This window comes from Allobosea sp. Tri-44 (assembly GCF_004123845.1).
In the GTDB taxonomy this organism is placed as follows: Bacteria; Pseudomonadota; Alphaproteobacteria; order Rhizobiales; family Beijerinckiaceae; genus Allobosea.
Window position 1 is genome coordinate 1 of sequence record NZ_NBDP01000026.1, and the last position, 15,697, is coordinate 15,697.

Consider the following 15,697-nt stretch of genomic DNA (forward strand, 5'->3'; position numbering starts at 1 on the left):
GGGTCGATGGATCGGCAGGCGAAGACCCTGGCTCACCCACGGGCTTGCTGTCCCTGAGGGTCGTCGGTCTTCCGCCTGCCACCGCACCCGCCAGTGTAGCAGATGAGGCAAAATCAGAGTTACAAGGTGTTCGGACTGGAAACGTTGGCCTAAACCCAACCGCGCAGTCGGCGCTCGCGGAACTGGTCACAGGGCCTACACCTCACCCTGCCCTCTCCTTCCAGGAGAGGGTTTCCCGCGCCCGTCTTGCCAGCCGCCCCGAAGCGGTGACAATCGCCACCGCCCCGCCCGAGACCCGCATGTCGCTACGTTCCGTTCCCGCCCTCGCCTTCGAGCGCTTCATCGCCCATGACGGCTGGGCGATCGCCAGCCACATCGCGCTCTCGGTGCTGATGTCGCTGTTCCCGTTCCTGATCCTGGTCACCGCGCTCGGTGGCTTCTTCGGCTCGCAGGCCGCGGCCGACGAAGCGGCGCAATTGCTGCTGGAAGCCTGGCCGCGCGAGGTCGCCGAGCCGATCGCGCGCGAGGTCCGCTCGGTGCTGACCGCGGTGCGCAAGGACGCGCTGACGCTCGGTGCGATCCTCGCTCTCTACTTTTCTTCCTCCGGGGTCGAGGCGGTGCGGATCGGGCTCAACCGCGCCTACGAGGCCTATGAATGGCGCAGCTGGTGGCGCACGCGGCTGGAATCGATCGCCTATGTGATCGGCGGCGCGATCTTCATGCTAGCCTTCTCGCTGCTGGTCGTGCTCGGCCCGCTGCTCTGGCGCGGCGCCGTCGGCTTCGCCCCGGCCATCGCCCCGCTCGGCTTCCTGCTCGCCTTTCTGCGGATCGCAGGTGCGACCGTGCTGATCGTGCTGGCGCTCGCCGTCGCGCACAAGCTGCTCCCGGCCCGGGCGCCGCATATCGGCGCGATGTGGCCGGGCATCCTGATGACGCTGGTGGTCTGGCTGATCGGCGGCACCGTTTTCGGCTGGTATCTCGATTCCTTCGCCGGCGCTTACATCACGACCTATGCCGGCCTCGCCACCGCGATGATCGCGCTCGTCTTCCTCTACTGGCTGGCGGCGATCTTCCTCTATGGCGCCGAACTCAATGCCGCGATCGCGCTGCGCCGCGCGCCGGCCAGGGAGCCCGGCGAGGTGCTGGGCGAGTTGTGAACCATCGTCCACCACTGCGGCTGCCGAGGGGCGAAAAGCGGCGCCAGCCGCCTTGTTGTGAACTACCGTTCAAGCCGGCCGGTTGACTGCTCCAGCCCGCGCGCAACCTATCGCGGCGCCGCCGGACGAGGCGGTCACCGATGGGGTTTCACCATGACATTCAAGCTTTCGGCGCTGCTCCTGGCGGGCAGCATGCTGGTCAGCGCTGCCGCTTTTGCGCAGAGCGCCGACGATAAGAAATGGGTCAACCAGTGCCTGAGCGACAACAAGGACGCGAAGGTCGCAGCCAGCGTCGTCAACACCTACTGCACCTGCATGAACGGCAAGATGAGCGACAACGAGACGCGCTCGATCACGCAGTGGGAGAAGGCCAACCCGAACGCCCGCAAGGCCTGCGAGCAGGAAGCCGGCTGGAGCTGAGCGGCGTAGCCAGTTCCGCAGCGGCCGGCCCCCAAGGGGCCGGCCGCTTTCTTTTCGGCGACGCGCCCGAACGCATGTCATCGTCGTTTGCGAAATTGGACTTTCAATGACCGCGGCGCTTGTTGCACGATCGGCCTCCTGCCGAGGCAGCAATGAGTGTCCCGATGTCCCAGGCGCTGCCCGGCCACCCCTCCCCGTCCCTGCCCGGTGGCACCACGCTGCTGCTCGGGCAGATGCTGCTCTGCTCCTGCCTGTGGGGCTCGTCCTTCCTGCTGATGAAATTGATCGGTGCCGAGATCTCGCCGCTGGCGCTGACCGCGCTGCGCGGCCTGATGGGCGCGGCCCTGCTCGGCCTCTGGCTCGCCTCGCGCGGCGAGAATGTGCTGCCACAAGGCCGCGAGTGGCGCGACTGGGCGGTGCTCGGCCTGCTGCAGGGCGCTATCCCGAACACGCTGACCGCCTATGCGCTGACCCAGATCACGGCATCGCTGACCTCGCTGATCCAAGCCTGCACGCCGCTGATCGTCGCCGTGCTGGCGCATATGCTGTTCGCCGACGAGCGCCTCTCGGCCAAGCGCGCCATCGGCGTGCTGATCGGCTTCTCCGGCATGGCGATCCTGCTCGGTCCGGCCGCCTTCGCGTCTGGCACGCCAAGTGCGATGGGCACTCTGGCCATGGCCGTGACGGCATTGAGCTACGCGCTCGGCAACCTCTATATCCGCGGTATCCCACAGGTTCGGCCGACGCGGCTCGCACTCGGCCAGCAGATCTTCTCGGGGCTGCCGACTTTCGCGCTCGTGCTCGCTCTCTCCGGCCCTACTGCGTTCGCATCGGCGCTCAGCCTCGCTCTGCCGCTGCTCGCGCTCGGCATCTTCGCGACCGCACTGCCGATCCTGCTCTACATGCACATCGTGCACCGTGCCGGGCCGGTGCTCGGCTCGATGAACGGCTATCTCGTGCCGTTCTGGACGATCCTGATGGGCGTCGGCCTGCTCGGCGAAAACGTCGGCCTGCGCGAGATCACCGGCGGCCTCGTGGTGCTGACAGGTCTCATCATCGTCTCGCTGACGCGGCGGCCGGCGCCCGCCGTCAAGGCGTGAACACGGAAAGGCCGTCGCGATAGCGGCGGCTGCCAACGAGGCTCTCGCCGGTATCCATCTCGACATCGAAATCGCCCGAAGGTCGACTGGCGATGCGCCGGATACGGGCGGCATTGACCAGCCGGGTGCGGTGGATGCGGGCAAAGCCGAGCGTGCGCAGGCGCTCCTCCTCGGCCTGCAGCGTGGCGCGGATCAGGTGACGCTTGCCGCTGTCCAGGCAGTATTCGACATAGTTCCCGGCCGAGATCACCGCGACGATCTCAGCCGGGTCGAGCCGCAGATTGATCGTGCCATCGCGCAGCCAGAAGCCGGAGGCGACAGGCGTCGCGTCAGCCGCGATCCTGTGCGGCATCGGACGCCGCGCCCACAGCTCGGCAAGCCAGAACAATCCGGCGAGCAGCAGATAGACGAGAACGTCCTTGCGCAGCTCGTAGAGCAGGTTCCCGGGCGAGAGACCGAAGCTGTAGTCGCCGGCGCCTGCGGCCCAGTAGCCGAGCTTGCGCAGCAGGATCATGCCGGTGACGTGCAGAGCCGAGAAGGCCAGCACAGCGGCAGCATGGAGCGCGATCAACGCCGCCGGACCGGGCGGCTTCGCCAACGAAACCAGCACCAGGCGGCGGACCAGCGGGGCGAGCGCGAGGATGACGATGCCGCTCGACGCCTCCCAGAGGACGGGCTGCCAGAACGGCACGGCGCGGCCGTAGCGCGCGAAGTCGTGCAGGGTCGAGAAGGCGTTGACGGCGCAGGTCGCAGCCGTTCCGGCAGCGATCAGGAGATACAGCGTCCACGCCGGAAGCCCGCGGGCGGCGCGTTGGAGCGCCGGCGCCTCGCCATTCGTCACGCCTTCGCCTCCGCTCGTCCCGGCCCGCTGGCTTTCGTCACGCAGCATCGGCTGCTCGTCCCACACCGTCTCGACCTTGGCCCACCCGTGCTGGCCTGCTCAGGGCGAGCAAGGGATAGTCGCCATGACTGCGCAAACCAACCACCCGCCGCCGCAAATCGCCGAACACCGGCTCGATCTCGACTGGATCAGGATCGGCGCCTTCGGCCTGCTGATCCTCTATCATGTCGGCATGCTCTACGTGTCCTGGGGCTTCCATGTGAAGAGCGCCCACCGGCTGCGCGAGCTCGAGCCGCTGATGCTGCTGCTCAACCCCTGGCGGATGGCGCTGCTCTTCCTGGTCTCGGGCGCCGCGACCCGGTTCATGCTGGGCAAATACGAGATCGGCACCTTCGCGCGGCGGCGCTCGGCCCGGCTGCTGATCCCCCTCGCCTTCGGCATGCTGGTGGTGGTGCCGCTGCAATCCTGGGCGGAGGTGGTCGAGAAGCTCGGCTTTTCCGGCAGCTATCTCGACTTCTGGTTCGGGCACTATCTCGCCTTCGACCAGGGCTTCTGCCGAGTCGAGAACGGAAGGCAGAACTGTATCATCCTGCCGACCTGGAACCATCTCTGGTTCGTCGTCTATCTCTTTCTCTACACCATGGCGCTCGCCGGGCTGATCGCACTGGCGCCCGGTCTGGCCGCCCGTTGCGAGCGGTTTTTGGAACGCGCCCTGCCCGGCCTGCTCCTGCTGATCGGGCCGGCGCTGCTGCTCGGGCTCAATCGCTTCCTGATCTTTCCTGCTGCGCCGCCCACCTACATCGTCGTCGGCGACTGGTACCAGCACGTCCTCTACGGCTTTTGCTTCCTGTTCGGCTTCCTCGCTGCGCGCTCGCAGATATTGGCTGAGCGAACCGAGCGGCTGCGCTGGTTCGCACTGGTTCTGGCTGCCGCGGCCTTCCTCGCCATGCTCTGGCTGCGGGCCCAGCCTCCCGGCGATCTGCGCCGTCTCGCCGGCCCCTTCATCTACGGACTTGACCAGTGGTGCTGGATCGTCGCGATCCTCGGCTTTGCCCGCCGGCACCTGTCGCGGAGTGACGGGCCAGTCCGGCGCTACCTCGTCGAGGCGGTGTTCTGCTGGTACATCGTCCACCAGACCGCGATCATCCTGGCCGCGCACTGGCTGAAGCCGCTCGCCTTGCCGGCGGGGCAGGAAGCGTCGCTGGTCATCGCGATCACGGCGCTCGCCTGCGCCGCGAGCTACGAGATCGCCCGGCGCATCGGCTGGCTCCGGCCGCTATTCGGAATCGCGGCGGACAGGCGCAAGCGCCTGTCCGTTTCCCGGCCTCAGCCTTCCAGCGCCTCGGCCACGTCCTCATAGGTGCGCAGGCCGGTGCGCGGGGCGTAGACCAGCACGGCCATGTTGCCCGGCGCGTGCTCGTTTTTCCACATCTTGTGGTGGGCGAGCGGGATCTTGTCCCAGGGGAAGACTTCGGACATGCAAGGGTCGACGCGGCGGTCGATGACGAACTGGTTGGCGGCGGAAGCCTGCTTGAGATGGGCGAAATGCGAGCCCTGCACGCGCTTCTGGCGCATCCAGACATAGCGGGCGTCGAAGGTGATGTTGAAGCCGGAGGTGCCGGCGCAGAAGACGATCATGCCGCCGCGCTTGGCGACGAGGCAGGAAACCGGGAAGGTCGCCTCGCCCGGATGCTCGAAGACGATGTCGACATCCTTCTTGCCGGTGATATCCCAGATCGCCTTGCCGAACTTACGGGCTTCCTTGGTCCAGTCGTTGTACTCGGGCGAGTTGACTGTGGGCATCTGGCCCCAGCAGTTGAAATCCTTGCGGTTGATCACGCCCTTGGCGCCGAGGCCGAGGACATAGTCGCGCTTGCTCTCGTCCGAGATGACGCCGATCGCATTGGCGCCCGAGGCGGCGCAAAGCTGGACGCCGAAGACGCCGAGACCACCCGAGGCGCCCCAGATCAGCACATTGTCGCCCGGCTTGATCGTATGCGGGGCGTGGCCGAAGAGCATGCGATAAGCGGTCGCCAGCGTCAGCGTGTAGCAGGCCGATTCCTCCCAGGAGAGGTGCTTCGGCTTCAGCATCAATTGGCGCGACTGCACCCGGCAGAACTGGGCGAAGGAGCCGTCCGGCGTCTCGTAGCCCCAGATGCGCTGCGAGGACGAGAACATCGGGTCGCCGCCATTGCACTCCTCGTCGTCGCCATCGTCTTGGTTGCAGTGGACGATGACCTCGTCGCCGACCTTCCAGCGCTTCACCTTGGAGCCGACGGCCCAGACGATGCCGGAGGCATCGGAGCCGGCGATGTGCAGCGAGCCCTTGTGGACATCGAAGGGCGAGATCGGCTGGCCGAGACCGGCCCAGATGCCGTTGTAGTTGACGCCGCCGGCCATCACGAGGAGCAGCACCTCCTCCTCGCCGATCGCCCAGGTCGGCACGACCTCGACCTGGAAGCTGTCCTGCGGCGGACCGTGGCGCTCGCGGCGGATCGTCCAAGCGTACATGTTGGCCGGGACATGGCCGAGCGGCGGCAGCTCGCCGAGCTCGTAGAGATCCTTCAACGCGGGCTTCGCGACGGGTTGCGGCTGTGCCATCGACTCTTTCTCCCTAAGAGCATCATGGTTTGGGATCTCTTCGATCCCAAACCATGATGCTCAATTCTCTCGTTCAGAGCGGATTCACGCGAAAAACCGGTCCCCACTTTTTCGCATCCGCTCTGTCGCCACGCCTATGATCCGGTGGCGTTGCCGGCATCATGCAGACCATTGCTGCGCTGCGCCATACTCCTATCGAATTATGCCGCAGCGCAAAAAACAAGAGGAAAAGGCTGCGCCTCAGCGTCGCCCTTGCCTGACCGCAAGGTTAGCGCCGATACAGCCGCGATGGACATGATTCGTGAGCTTCACGGCACAAATGTGCTGATCTGCGCCGAGGACGGCCCGCCGCTGGCAGCAGAGCGCGACGCCAACGATGTCCTCGGCGCCGCCTGGGCAGCCGAGGCGACGATGGTCGCAATCCCGGTGGCGCGGCTCGATCCCGCCTTCTTCCAGCTCGCGACGCGGCTTGCCGGCGAGGTCGCGCAGAAATTCGTCAATTACCGCGTCCGCCTGGCTGTCGTCGGCGATATCTCGGCCCAGTGCGCACAGAGCAAGGCGCTGCGCGACTTCGTCTACGAGAGCAATCAGGGGCAGGCGCTCTGGTTCGTCGACGACCTTTCGGCCCTCGAAGCCCGGCTCGCCGCCTGAGGGCGATCAGGCCGGCCGGCTCGCCGCCAGCATGTAGTTGACGTCGAGATCACGCGAACGCGACCAGCGATCGGCGAGCGGATTGTAGGCGACGCCCTCGCGGGCGAAGACCGAGAGCCCGCCGGTCTCGATCGCGGCCTCAAACTCGTCCGGCGTCACGAACTTCTCCCAGTCGTGCGTGCCGCGCGGCAACCAGCGCAGGATGTATTCGGCGCCGACGATGGCGAGCGCATAGGATTTCAGCGTGCGGTTGAGCGTCGCCATGACGAGCAGGCCGCCCGGCTTCACCGCCGCGCAGCAGGAGGCGACGAAGGCGTCGACATCGGTGACATGCTCGACCACCTCCATGGCGAGCACGATGTCGAAGCGCGCGCCCGAGGCGACCACGGCCTCGATCGTCTCCTCGCGGTAGTCGACCGTAACGCCCGCCTTTTCAGCATGCGCCCGTGCCACGGCGATATTGGTCGTAGCCGGATCGAGCCCCGTCACCGTCGCTCCCAGGCGGGCCAGCGGCTCGGAGAGCACGCCGCCGCCGCAGCCGATATCGACGATGCTCAAATCCCTCAGCGCCTGAAGCGATTTCGGATCGCGGTTGAAGCGCTCGCAAACGAGGTCGCGGATGAAGGCGAGCCGCACCGGATTGAACTTGTGCAGCACCGCCATCGGCCCCTTCGGGTCCCACCAGCTTTTCGCCAGCGCGTCGAAACGCGCGACCTCGGCCGGGTCAATGGTGGAGGCGCTCGCGGCGGCAGCCATGCCTGATCCTTCCTGCGGGTCGGCTCTGCGCCGACGATCTGAGGACCTCTACACCTGCGACACGAAACGCGCGAGCGAGACGCATGGCCTCGCCCTTGCCGCAACTCTATCTATCTCGTATATACGAGTTTCATGAAGATCGTCTGGGACGAGCCGAAGCGACTGGCGAACATCGCCAAGCACCGGCTCGATTTTGCCGCGCTCGACCTCGACTATTTCTTGCGGGCGGTGGTTTTGCCGGGGCATTCCGGGCGGATGCGAGCCATTGGCGTTTATGACGGCGTGCTCGTGACAGCTGTGATCTTCGTACCTCTCGGCTCGGAAGCCATCTCGGTGATCAGTATGCGCCCCCGCCAATCCCAAGGAAAGGAGGCACCTGAATGCCTAAGCTCCAAAAGGAATTTGTCCCGGGCCAAGGCTACAGCAAAGAGGATTGGGACGCGGTCTCCGACAATCCGGAATGGACCGAGGAGGATTTCCGCAGAGCTCGCCCTTTTTCCGAGGTCTTTCCCGATCTGGCCGCCAGCATCCGGGAAGAGATTCGCAAACGCGGCCCAACACGGACCAAGGAAGCGATCTCGATCCGGCTCGACATGGATCTCGTCGAGCAGCTTCGAGCCACCGGCCCCGGCTGGCAATCGCGGGTCAACGACGCGCTGCGCGAATGGCTCGAGAAGAACGCCGCATAAAGACCCGCCGCATTGACAGCATCGCCTGCGCCCGGCATGGACACGCGCCCTCGCTGATCGAGGGCGCTATTTGTCCCGGCCCCGCGCCGGGTCCGTTGCTGAGAGCTCTTGGACGTCATGGCCCGTCTGGTGATGAAATTCGGCGGCACTTCGGTCGCCACTGTCGAGCGCATCAAGAACGCGGCCCGCCACGTCAAACGCGAATTCGACGCCGGCAATCAGGTCGCGGTCGTGGTCTCGGCGATGTCGGGCAAGACCAACGAGCTCGTCGCCTGGGCCAAGGAAGCTTCGGCGTTGCACGATCCGGCGGAGTACGATGTCGTCGTCGCCTCGGGCGAGCAGGTTACCTCGGGGCTGATGGCCATCGTGCTGCAGGAGATGGGCCTCCCCGCCCGCTCCTGGCAGGGCTGGCAGGTTCCGCTCTATGGCTCGGACGCGCATGGTTCGGCCCGCATCGAGGGCGTCGACGGCGCCGGCATCCTCGCCGGCTTCGACCGTAATCGCGAGATCGCGGTCTGCTCCGGCTTCCAGGGCATCAACCCGCGCAGCCATCGCATCGTCACGCTCGGCCGCGGCGGCTCGGACACCAGCGCTGTCGCGCTCGCCGCCGGCCTCAAGGCCGACCGCTGCGACATCTACACCGATGTCGACGGCGTCTACACGACCGACCCGCGCGTCGTGCCGAAGGCGCGCCGCATGGACAAGGTCTCGTTCGAAGAGATGCTGGAGATGGCCTCTCTCGGCTCGAAGGTGCTGCAGGTGCGCTCGGTCGAGATCGCCATGGTCCAGCGCGTGCCGACCTATGTGCGATCCTCCTTCGACGACCCCGACAACCCCAATCCAGGCACCCTCATCTGCGACGAGGACGACATCGTGGAACAGCAGATCGTCACCGGCATCGCGTTCTCGCGCGACGAAGCCCAGATCACGCTCCGGCGCGTCGCCGACAAGCCCGGCGTCGCCGCGGCGATCTTCGGCCCCCTCGCCGACGCCAACATCAATGTCGACATGATCATCCAGGTCGTCTCCGACGACCAGGCGACCACCGACATCACCTTCACCGTGCCGACCGCCGATTACGAGCGCGCCAAGGGCCTGCTCGAATCGAAGCACGACAGCATCGCCTATCAGAGCCTGCAGGGCGCGACGGACGTGGTGAAGATCTCGGCGATCGGCGTCGGCATGCGCAGCCATGCCGGCGTCGCGGCGCGCGCCTTCCGGGCGCTGGCCGAGAAGGGCATCAACATCCGCGCCATCACGACGTCCGAGATCAAGTTCTCGGTGCTGATCGACGCCGCCTATACCGAGCTCGCGGTCCGCACCCTGCACTCGCTCTACGGGCTCGACGCGGCCTGAGTTTTGTGGTGGCGCGCACGATCATCGCCGCGTCAGCGCCGCCATATGGTCACGAAATGACCTGATCGCTTTCAGCCTCTGATCCCATTCTTGGGGTCAGATAGCTTCCTCATCCGCAACCGATGGAAGGAAGCTCCCATGCGTATGATCACGATCGCCGCAGCAAGCGCTGCCACTATTCTGGCAGGCGCCGCCAATGCCCAGGCACCGTCGACAGAACGCCCTGCGGCCCAGCCGCCCGCGACCTCGCAGGAGGCTCCAGCCTCAGCGCCGACAATCACATCGGTCAAGGTCGTCGCGCTCGATGAGCTCCCCGAGATGACCAAGGCACAGGTCAACCAGTTGGTGGCGACGCGCACCGCGGACGAGCTCGAGAAGCTGCGCCAGGCGATCGAGAAGGCGCCCGCCGTGAAGTCCGCCGTCGAGGCGAAGGGCTTCTCGTCGCGCGACGTCGTGCTCGCCCAGGTGAGCAACGAGGGCGAGCTGACGATCGTCACCAGGAAGGCCGGCTGACCGGGGTTGCAGGCAACGCAACTCGCAAGTCAGAGCAGTTTTCGATCGGTCAACCGTCATTCCGGTCGTAGCGAAGCGGAGCGCCGGAATCCATCGTAGAGCTCAACGCCCTTCGATGGATTCCGGAGCTGCGCGCCTTCGGCGCTTGTCCGGAATGACGCTGCAATGTGACAGGTCAATGCTCTGAGAGCAGGAATTCCGCCTAGCTCCAGAACGGGCTCGCCGCCTCGAATCTGCGCCAGCGCCGCTTGAGTTTACGGCCGGCCTCGATGGTCTGACGAGACTGCCAGCCATGCACCGCGCCGGCGGCGAAATGCAGCTCCGGCCCTGCCTTGCCGCCGCGCAAATCGGCGAGCAGCTCATGGGTCGTCGCGGCGTCGTTGGCGAGGCCGAGCGCCTCCTGCAGCCGTGACAGCCGGCCGAGATATTTGCGCGCCGGCGCGCCGTCATGGAGCGGCAGGAAGAACTCGGCAGTATAGCGCAGCTTCTTGAGCGCCAGCCTCAGCTCATGGCGTGCCTCGGGATGGAGACTGCCAAAACCGCGGCCGCGTTTCAGCGCCTTGCGATGGGTTCGTGCCAGCACCCGACTCCCGAAATCGGCCGCTGGCTCGGCCAGCACCGCCATGGTTTCGCTGGCGAGACCGTTGCGCCAGCCGCGCCGTTCGATCAGGGCGCCGAAAGACAGAAGGAAGCGGCTGGTCTGCGGATTCGCCAGGCGCTTCAGCACGGCGGCATAACTTTCGGCCTGATGCGGCTCCGCCGCCGTCCGAAGCACCGACAACCCCGAGTCCCCGAGCCCATCGGCCTCGATGTCCGGCACGGTCTGGGTGATGAAGACATCCCAGTTACGGGCTGGCCCCAGGACGTGGCCGAGACGCTGCGCCTCCCGCCCGATCGGCGCGAATGCGGGCGAAGCGACCTCGCGCTTCAGCACCGACAGCGCCGAGCGCAGGCGGCGTAGCGACACGCGCATCTGGTGGACGCCATCAGGCCCGGAGTCGGCAGCGACGGGCGCGAGATTGCCGAGAAGCTGCCTGTAGGTGTTGCCGAGGATTGCGGCGATCGCCGCATCGGCATTGTCATGCGCGCCGATCTCGATCGGCTTGGCCTTGACCGCCCGAGGCAGCCGCGAGAAGGCGAGCCCGTAGCCGCGCGCCGACTTGCTCTGCGTCTCGAGCTGCAGGGCTGCGATGTCGAGCAGGGCCAGCCCCAGCTCATAGAGCACCGCCGCCTCGCCCTCCTTCAATTCCAGCTCGACCTCGGCGACCTGCAGGCTCTTCTCGCCGGCCTCGATCGTGCCGTCGTCGAAGGCGATCTCGATCAGCGCCCCGGCATAGTCGAGCCGGCGGACGCGTCGCCTGATGCGCGTGACGAAGACCGGGGCGAGTTGCCCTGTGGACAGGCTTGCGAGCGGTTCGCCGATCTCGGCGAGCGGCAGCAAGGCGAGGTCAAGGGTACCATCCGGCAGCGCGACCTCCCATTCGTCGCGCACCAGCGGATCGCCTGAACCAGAGCGCTTCAGCGTCTGGACATGGCGCTTGCCGCTGCGGCGCACGCGCAGAGATAGGCCATTGCGATCGAGCAGGCGGTCGGGTGTGTCGTAGTAGATCGCATCGAGCCGCCGGGTGACGCCCTGATTGCGGGCATGGCGCGCGATCAGGTCCGCGCCGCGCAATGTCTCGAGCGCCTCAGGCGACGCGGCCAGCTTCAGCTCGATCTCGCGCGGCGGCTGCTTCTGCGGCGCGGGAGACGCCGCCTGATCGGGCTGTGCGGCTTCATGATTCGGCACGGCGTCCAAGGCTTCTCTCCACTGGGCGGTGCGTGACGGAGCGGTGACAGTAGCCTCGCCGGCATCAGCTTGTCACCACGTCGCCAGGATTAGTCCATCCCGGCGACGTGGGCTTGCTACGTTACAGGGTTGGCCAGATCGCGATCTCCACTGGCGAATAGGCGCCGTCTGGCCGCTCCAGGCTGAGCGGCTCGCGCGGCAGCGAGAACAGGAAAAGCATCGGCTGCGCCCTGCCCTTCGAGGCAAGCGAGGAGATGGAAATACTCCCGCCTGAGCCGAAAGGCGCGCTGGCCAAGCCGACTGATGCGCTGCCACGATGCGGCTTCCCGGATTCGGGCCCGGATACTGAATGCGGATCGCCATCCTCTCCGACATCCATGCCAACCGCGAGGCCTTCGAGGCGGTGCTGGCGGCCGTGCGCCGGCTGGAGCCCGACCGGCTTGTGCTGCTCGGCGACATCGTCGGCTACGGCCCCGAGCCCGGCTTCTGCGTCGATGCGGCGCGCGAACTCGTTGCCGCCGGCGCCCTCTGCATCCGCGGCAATCATGACGAAGCCGCCGTGCACGGCCCCACCGGCATGACGCCGAACGCCCATGAGGCAGCGCTATGGACCAGGGCGCAGCTCAGCACCGAGCAGAGCGCTTTCCTGGGTGACCTGCCGCTGACGGCGGAGCTCGACGGCACGCTCTTCGTCCACGCCAGCGCCCGCGATCCCACCGCCTGGCATTATGTCCGCGACGTTCGCGGTGCCGAGGCCTGCCTGGCGGCGACCGACGCGCGGATGGTCATCTGCGGCCACACCCATCTGCCGACGATCTTCTATGCAAGGCCCGGGCGCGAGCCGGTGGCGTTCATACCCTTGCGCAACGTGCCGGCGCCGCTCTCGGCCGTGCACCGGCATGTCGTCGTGGTCGGCGCCGTCGGCCAGCCGCGCGATGGCGATCCGGCCGCGTGCTTTGCCCTGCTCGATACGCAGGCCCCCGAGGTCACCATGGTCCGCGCGCCCTATGACACCCAGGAAACCGCGCGGAAGATCAAGGCGGCGGGCCTGCCCGACTGGCTCGGCCTGCGCCTGCAGATCGGCAGATAAGGGGATGGGGATGGAACGGCCGCAGACGGGCTCGGTCATCGACGGCTTCACGCTCGGCGAGCGGCTAAAGGCCGGTGGCATGGCGACGCTCTGGCGCGCCAACCACCCTGACCATCCCGGCCCGCTGGTCGTGAAGATCCCGGTGCTCGACCCCGGCGCCGACGTCTCGGCCATCGTCGGCTACGAGACCGAGGTGCTGATCCACAAGCGCCTGTCGGGCCCGCATGTGCCGCGCTTTGTCGCGTCCGGCGATCTCGCCCGCATCCCGTTCATCGCCATGGGCTTCGTCGCCGGGACTAGCCTGGCCGAGCGGATCAAGCAGGCGCCGCTGCCCTTCCCGGAGGTCCAGCGCATCGGCATCGCGATCGCGACGGCGCTCGCCGATCTGCACCGGCAGAACGTGGTCCATCTCGACCTCAAGCCCGAGAACGTGATCCTGACCGACAAGGGCGCCGTGCTGCTCGACTTCGGCCTCGCCCGCCATGCCGAACTGCCTGACCTGCTCGGCGAGGAAAGCCGCGAGCCGATGGGGACATCAGCCTATATCGCGCCGGAGCAGGTGCTGGGCGAGCGTTCCGACCCGGCGAGCGACCTCTTTTCGCTCGGCTGCCTGCTCTACCAGATGGCGTCGGGCGAGGAGCCGTTCGGGCGGCCCAGGACCGTGCCCGGCATGAAGCGGCGGCTCTATCACGCGCCCAAGCCCTTGCGCGCCATCAACGGAGACGCGCCGGCTTGGCTCGAGGAGATCGTCTCCCGCTGCCTCGAGGTCGATCGCGGCCGACGCTATGCCGATGCGGGCAAGCTCGCCTTCGACCTGCGCCATCCCGAGCAGGTCACCGTCTCGCGCAAGCGCCGCGCGGCGGAGGAGCGCGGCCTCGGCAAGCGGCTGGTCAACCTGTTCCAGAAACGCGACGAGGCCGAGGTCACCGGCGCGCCGACAGTGGCGCGGCGCAAGGCCGGCCCCTCGATCGTGCTGACCGCCGTCGATCTCTCCGAGGGGCCGGACGGGCTCGCGGCGGCGATCATGGCCGAGACCAGCCGGCTGCTGGCCGCCCGCCCCGATTCCTCCCTTGCCTGCCTGACAGTGCTGCGGACCGAGATCATCGGCGAGACCAGGACTGTCGATGCGGAAGGGCGCTCGCTCTATATCGGCCGGCTGGTGGCGCTGAAGGACTGGGCCCGGCCGCTGCATCTGCCGGAGGACCGGGTCAGCTACCATGTCATCGAGGCGGTCAGCGCCGCCGATGCGATCCTGCGCTACGCCGAGCACAACGACATCGACCATATCGTGCTCGGCGCCCGCTCCTCCTCACCGCTGCGCCGCCATCTCGGCAGCGTCTCGACCAAGATCGTCGCCGAGGCGCACTGTTCGGTCTCGGTGGTCCGGGTGAAGGGTGGCGCGGAGGCGTAGCGATGTCGCGTTGACCTCCCCGCCCCCGCCTCCGAATATGCCGACCATGCTGGCTGCCGCTTCCGCCCCGCCCGAATTCGATTCCGCCCGGCTGGATGCCTTCCTGCGCTCCGCCTTGCCGGATCGCGCTGCCGGCCGCATGGAGCTCGAGCGGATCGGCGGCGGGCAGTCGAACCCAACCTTCTTCGTCAGCTATCCCGATGCCGGCACGCGGCTCGTCCTGCGCAAGAAGCCGCCGGGGCCGCTATTGCCCTCGGCCCATGCGGTCGAGCGCGAGTATCGTATCCTCAAGGCACTCGCCGGCTCGGCCGTGCCGGTGCCGCCTGTCTTGCTGCTGCACGAGGCCGACGATGTCGTCGGCACGCCGTTCTATCTGATGGAACGGCTGGAGGGCCGCGTTTTTCACGACACCGCCCTGCCCGGCGTCACGCCTGATGACCGGCGCGCCATGTATTTCGCCATGGCCGAGACGCTGGCGGCGCTGCACGGCTTCGACTGGCAGGGCGCCGGGCTCAGCGATTTCGGCAAGCCCGGCAATTACTATGCCCGCCAGCTCGCGCGCTGGGGCCGGCAATGGCGCGAGACGAAGACGCGCGACATCCCCGCCATCGACCGATTGATCGACTGGCTCGGCAACAATCTCGACGAGACGCCGGACACGACCATCGTCCATGGCGATTTCCGGCTGGGGAACCTGATGTTCACGCCGGACGCGCCGACGATCGTCGCCGTGCTCGACTGGGAGCTCTCGACGCTCGGCCATCCGCTCTCCGACGTCGCCTTCTCCTGCCTGCTCTGGCATTCGACGCCGGACATGTATGCCGGCATCGTCGGGCTCGATCGCGAGGCGCTCGGTATCCCCACGCAGGACGAATACATCGCCCGCTATTGCGCCGCCGCCGGGCGGGTTGAGGGGCCGGGGCGCTTCCACCTCGCCTTCTCGCTGTTCCGCTTCGCCGTCATCCTCGACGGCATCGCGGCGCGGGCGAAGACCGGCAACGCTGCGGCGGAGAACGCGGTGGCAGTCGGGGCGATGGCTGAGAGTTTTGCGCAGCGTGCGGAAGCGTTGGTCGAGGCGTCACAATGAAGGGCGTGAGGAACCCTTCTCCCGTGTGGGAGAGGGGCAGGGATGAGGGCCTGCCCTCCCCGATTGAGGTCGCAGCGGCGCCGCCTCGCCTTCTATTGCAGCGGCGGTCCCTTGTAACTCTGATTTTGCCTCATCTGCTACACTGGCGGGTGCGGTGGCAGGCGGAAGACCGACGACCCTCAGGGACAGCAAGCCCGTGGGTGAGCCAGGGTCTTCGCCTGCCGATCCATCGACCC

15 protein-coding genes and 1 pseudogene are annotated in these 15,697 nt (G+C 67.1%); 12 read left to right on the plus strand and 4 right to left on the minus strand.

Annotated elements, in window-relative coordinates; translation table 11 throughout:
• The first annotated feature begins 299 nt into the window (after positions 1–299).
• The 3 genes from B6S44_RS16225 (at position 300) to B6S44_RS16235 (ending at position 2,677) form a co-directional block, all read left to right on the plus strand.
• Positions 300–1,157, plus strand: a complete 858-nt coding sequence (locus B6S44_RS16225; RefSeq protein ID WP_129157936.1) for a YihY/virulence factor BrkB family protein — start codon at positions 300–302, stop codon at positions 1,155–1,157.
• 153 nt (positions 1,158–1,310) lie between these two features.
• Positions 1,311–1,577 carry a hypothetical protein gene (locus tag B6S44_RS16230; protein ID WP_129157937.1) on the plus strand — a complete coding sequence of 89 codons (267 nt, stop codon included), beginning with the start codon at positions 1,311–1,313 and terminating at the stop codon, positions 1,575–1,577.
• A 164-nt stretch (positions 1,578–1,741) separates the two neighbouring features.
• Positions 1,742–2,677 carry a DMT family transporter gene (locus tag B6S44_RS16235; RefSeq protein WP_164985853.1) on the plus strand — a complete coding sequence of 312 codons (936 nt, stop codon included), beginning with the start codon at positions 1,742–1,744 and terminating at the stop codon, positions 2,675–2,677.
• Here B6S44_RS16235 and B6S44_RS16240 read toward each other — a convergent pair.
• Complete coding sequence (locus tag B6S44_RS16240; protein WP_129157939.1) at positions 2,667–3,566, minus strand: LytTR family DNA-binding domain-containing protein; 900 nt, start codon at positions 3,564–3,566, stop codon at positions 2,667–2,669. The two genes, B6S44_RS16235 and B6S44_RS16240, sit on opposite strands and share 11 nt — an antisense overlap.
• Positions 3,567–3,642: 76 nt before the next feature.
• On the opposite strand from B6S44_RS16240, the gene B6S44_RS16245 reads away from it, so the two are divergent.
• Positions 3,643–4,878 carry an acyltransferase family protein gene (locus B6S44_RS16245; protein WP_129157940.1) on the plus strand — a complete coding sequence of 412 codons (1,236 nt, stop codon included), beginning with the start codon at positions 3,643–3,645 and terminating at the stop codon, positions 4,876–4,878.
• Here the strand turns inward: B6S44_RS16245 and ccrA are convergent.
• Complete coding sequence (ccrA, locus tag B6S44_RS16250; protein WP_126112723.1) at positions 4,845–6,119, minus strand: crotonyl-CoA carboxylase/reductase; 1,275 nt, start codon at positions 6,117–6,119, stop codon at positions 4,845–4,847. The genes B6S44_RS16245 and ccrA overlap by 34 nt on opposite strands.
• A gap of 288 nt (positions 6,120–6,407) precedes the next feature.
• On the opposite strand from ccrA, the gene B6S44_RS16255 reads away from it, so the two are divergent.
• Positions 6,408–6,770 carry a DUF4180 domain-containing protein gene (locus B6S44_RS16255; RefSeq protein ID WP_129157941.1) on the plus strand — a complete coding sequence of 121 codons (363 nt, stop codon included), beginning with the start codon at positions 6,408–6,410 and terminating at the stop codon, positions 6,768–6,770.
• Positions 6,771–6,776: 6 nt separating this feature from the next.
• Here B6S44_RS16255 and ubiG read toward each other — a convergent pair whose 3' ends face one another.
• Complete coding sequence (ubiG, locus tag B6S44_RS16260) at positions 6,777–7,526, minus strand: bifunctional 2-polyprenyl-6-hydroxyphenol methylase/3-demethylubiquinol 3-O-methyltransferase UbiG (RefSeq protein WP_129157942.1); 750 nt, start codon at positions 7,524–7,526, stop codon at positions 6,777–6,779.
• Positions 7,527–7,658: 132 nt separating this feature from the next.
• Here ubiG and B6S44_RS16265 point away from each other — a divergent pair.
• The 4 genes and pseudogenes from B6S44_RS16265 to B6S44_RS16280 all read left to right on the plus strand — a co-directional run.
• Positions 7,659–7,874, plus strand: a pseudogene (locus tag B6S44_RS16265) (BrnT family toxin); the annotation flags it as partial.
• A gap of 32 nt (positions 7,875–7,906) precedes the next feature.
• A complete protein-coding gene (locus B6S44_RS16270; protein WP_129157943.1) occupies positions 7,907–8,215 on the plus strand; it encodes a BrnA antitoxin family protein in 309 nt (102 codons plus the stop codon).
• A 117-nt stretch (positions 8,216–8,332) separates the two neighbouring features.
• Positions 8,333–9,571, plus strand: coding sequence for an aspartate kinase (locus B6S44_RS16275; RefSeq protein ID WP_129157944.1), 1,239 nt, complete (start codon positions 8,333–8,335; stop codon positions 9,569–9,571).
• Positions 9,572–9,709: 138 nt separating this feature from the next.
• Positions 9,710–10,084: a hypothetical protein gene (locus B6S44_RS16280; RefSeq protein WP_129157945.1), complete on the plus strand. Its 375-nt coding sequence runs from the start codon at positions 9,710–9,712 to the stop codon at positions 10,082–10,084.
• Between the two features lie 202 nt (positions 10,085–10,286).
• Here B6S44_RS16280 and B6S44_RS16285 read toward each other — a convergent pair whose 3' ends face one another.
• On the minus strand, positions 10,287–11,873 hold the full coding sequence (locus B6S44_RS16285; protein ID WP_248309626.1) for a CYTH and CHAD domain-containing protein: 1,587 nt from the start codon (positions 11,871–11,873) through the stop codon (positions 10,287–10,289).
• 349 nt (positions 11,874–12,222) lie between these two features.
• Here B6S44_RS16285 and B6S44_RS16290 point away from each other — a divergent pair, with 349 nt between their 5' ends.
• From B6S44_RS16290 to B6S44_RS16300, 3 genes are read left to right on the plus strand one after another with little or no spacing between them, the layout of a single operon-like run.
• Positions 12,223–12,963 carry a metallophosphoesterase family protein gene (locus tag B6S44_RS16290; RefSeq protein ID WP_129157947.1) on the plus strand — a complete coding sequence of 247 codons (741 nt, stop codon included), beginning with the start codon at positions 12,223–12,225 and terminating at the stop codon, positions 12,961–12,963.
• Between the two features lie 10 nt (positions 12,964–12,973).
• Positions 12,974–14,374 carry a bifunctional serine/threonine-protein kinase/universal stress protein gene (locus B6S44_RS16295; protein WP_129157948.1) on the plus strand — a complete coding sequence of 467 codons (1,401 nt, stop codon included), beginning with the start codon at positions 12,974–12,976 and terminating at the stop codon, positions 14,372–14,374.
• 46 nt (positions 14,375–14,420) lie between these two features.
• Positions 14,421–15,461 carry a phosphotransferase family protein gene (locus tag B6S44_RS16300; RefSeq protein ID WP_129157949.1) on the plus strand — a complete coding sequence of 347 codons (1,041 nt, stop codon included), beginning with the start codon at positions 14,421–14,423 and terminating at the stop codon, positions 15,459–15,461.
• Positions 15,462–15,697 lie beyond the last annotated feature (236 nt).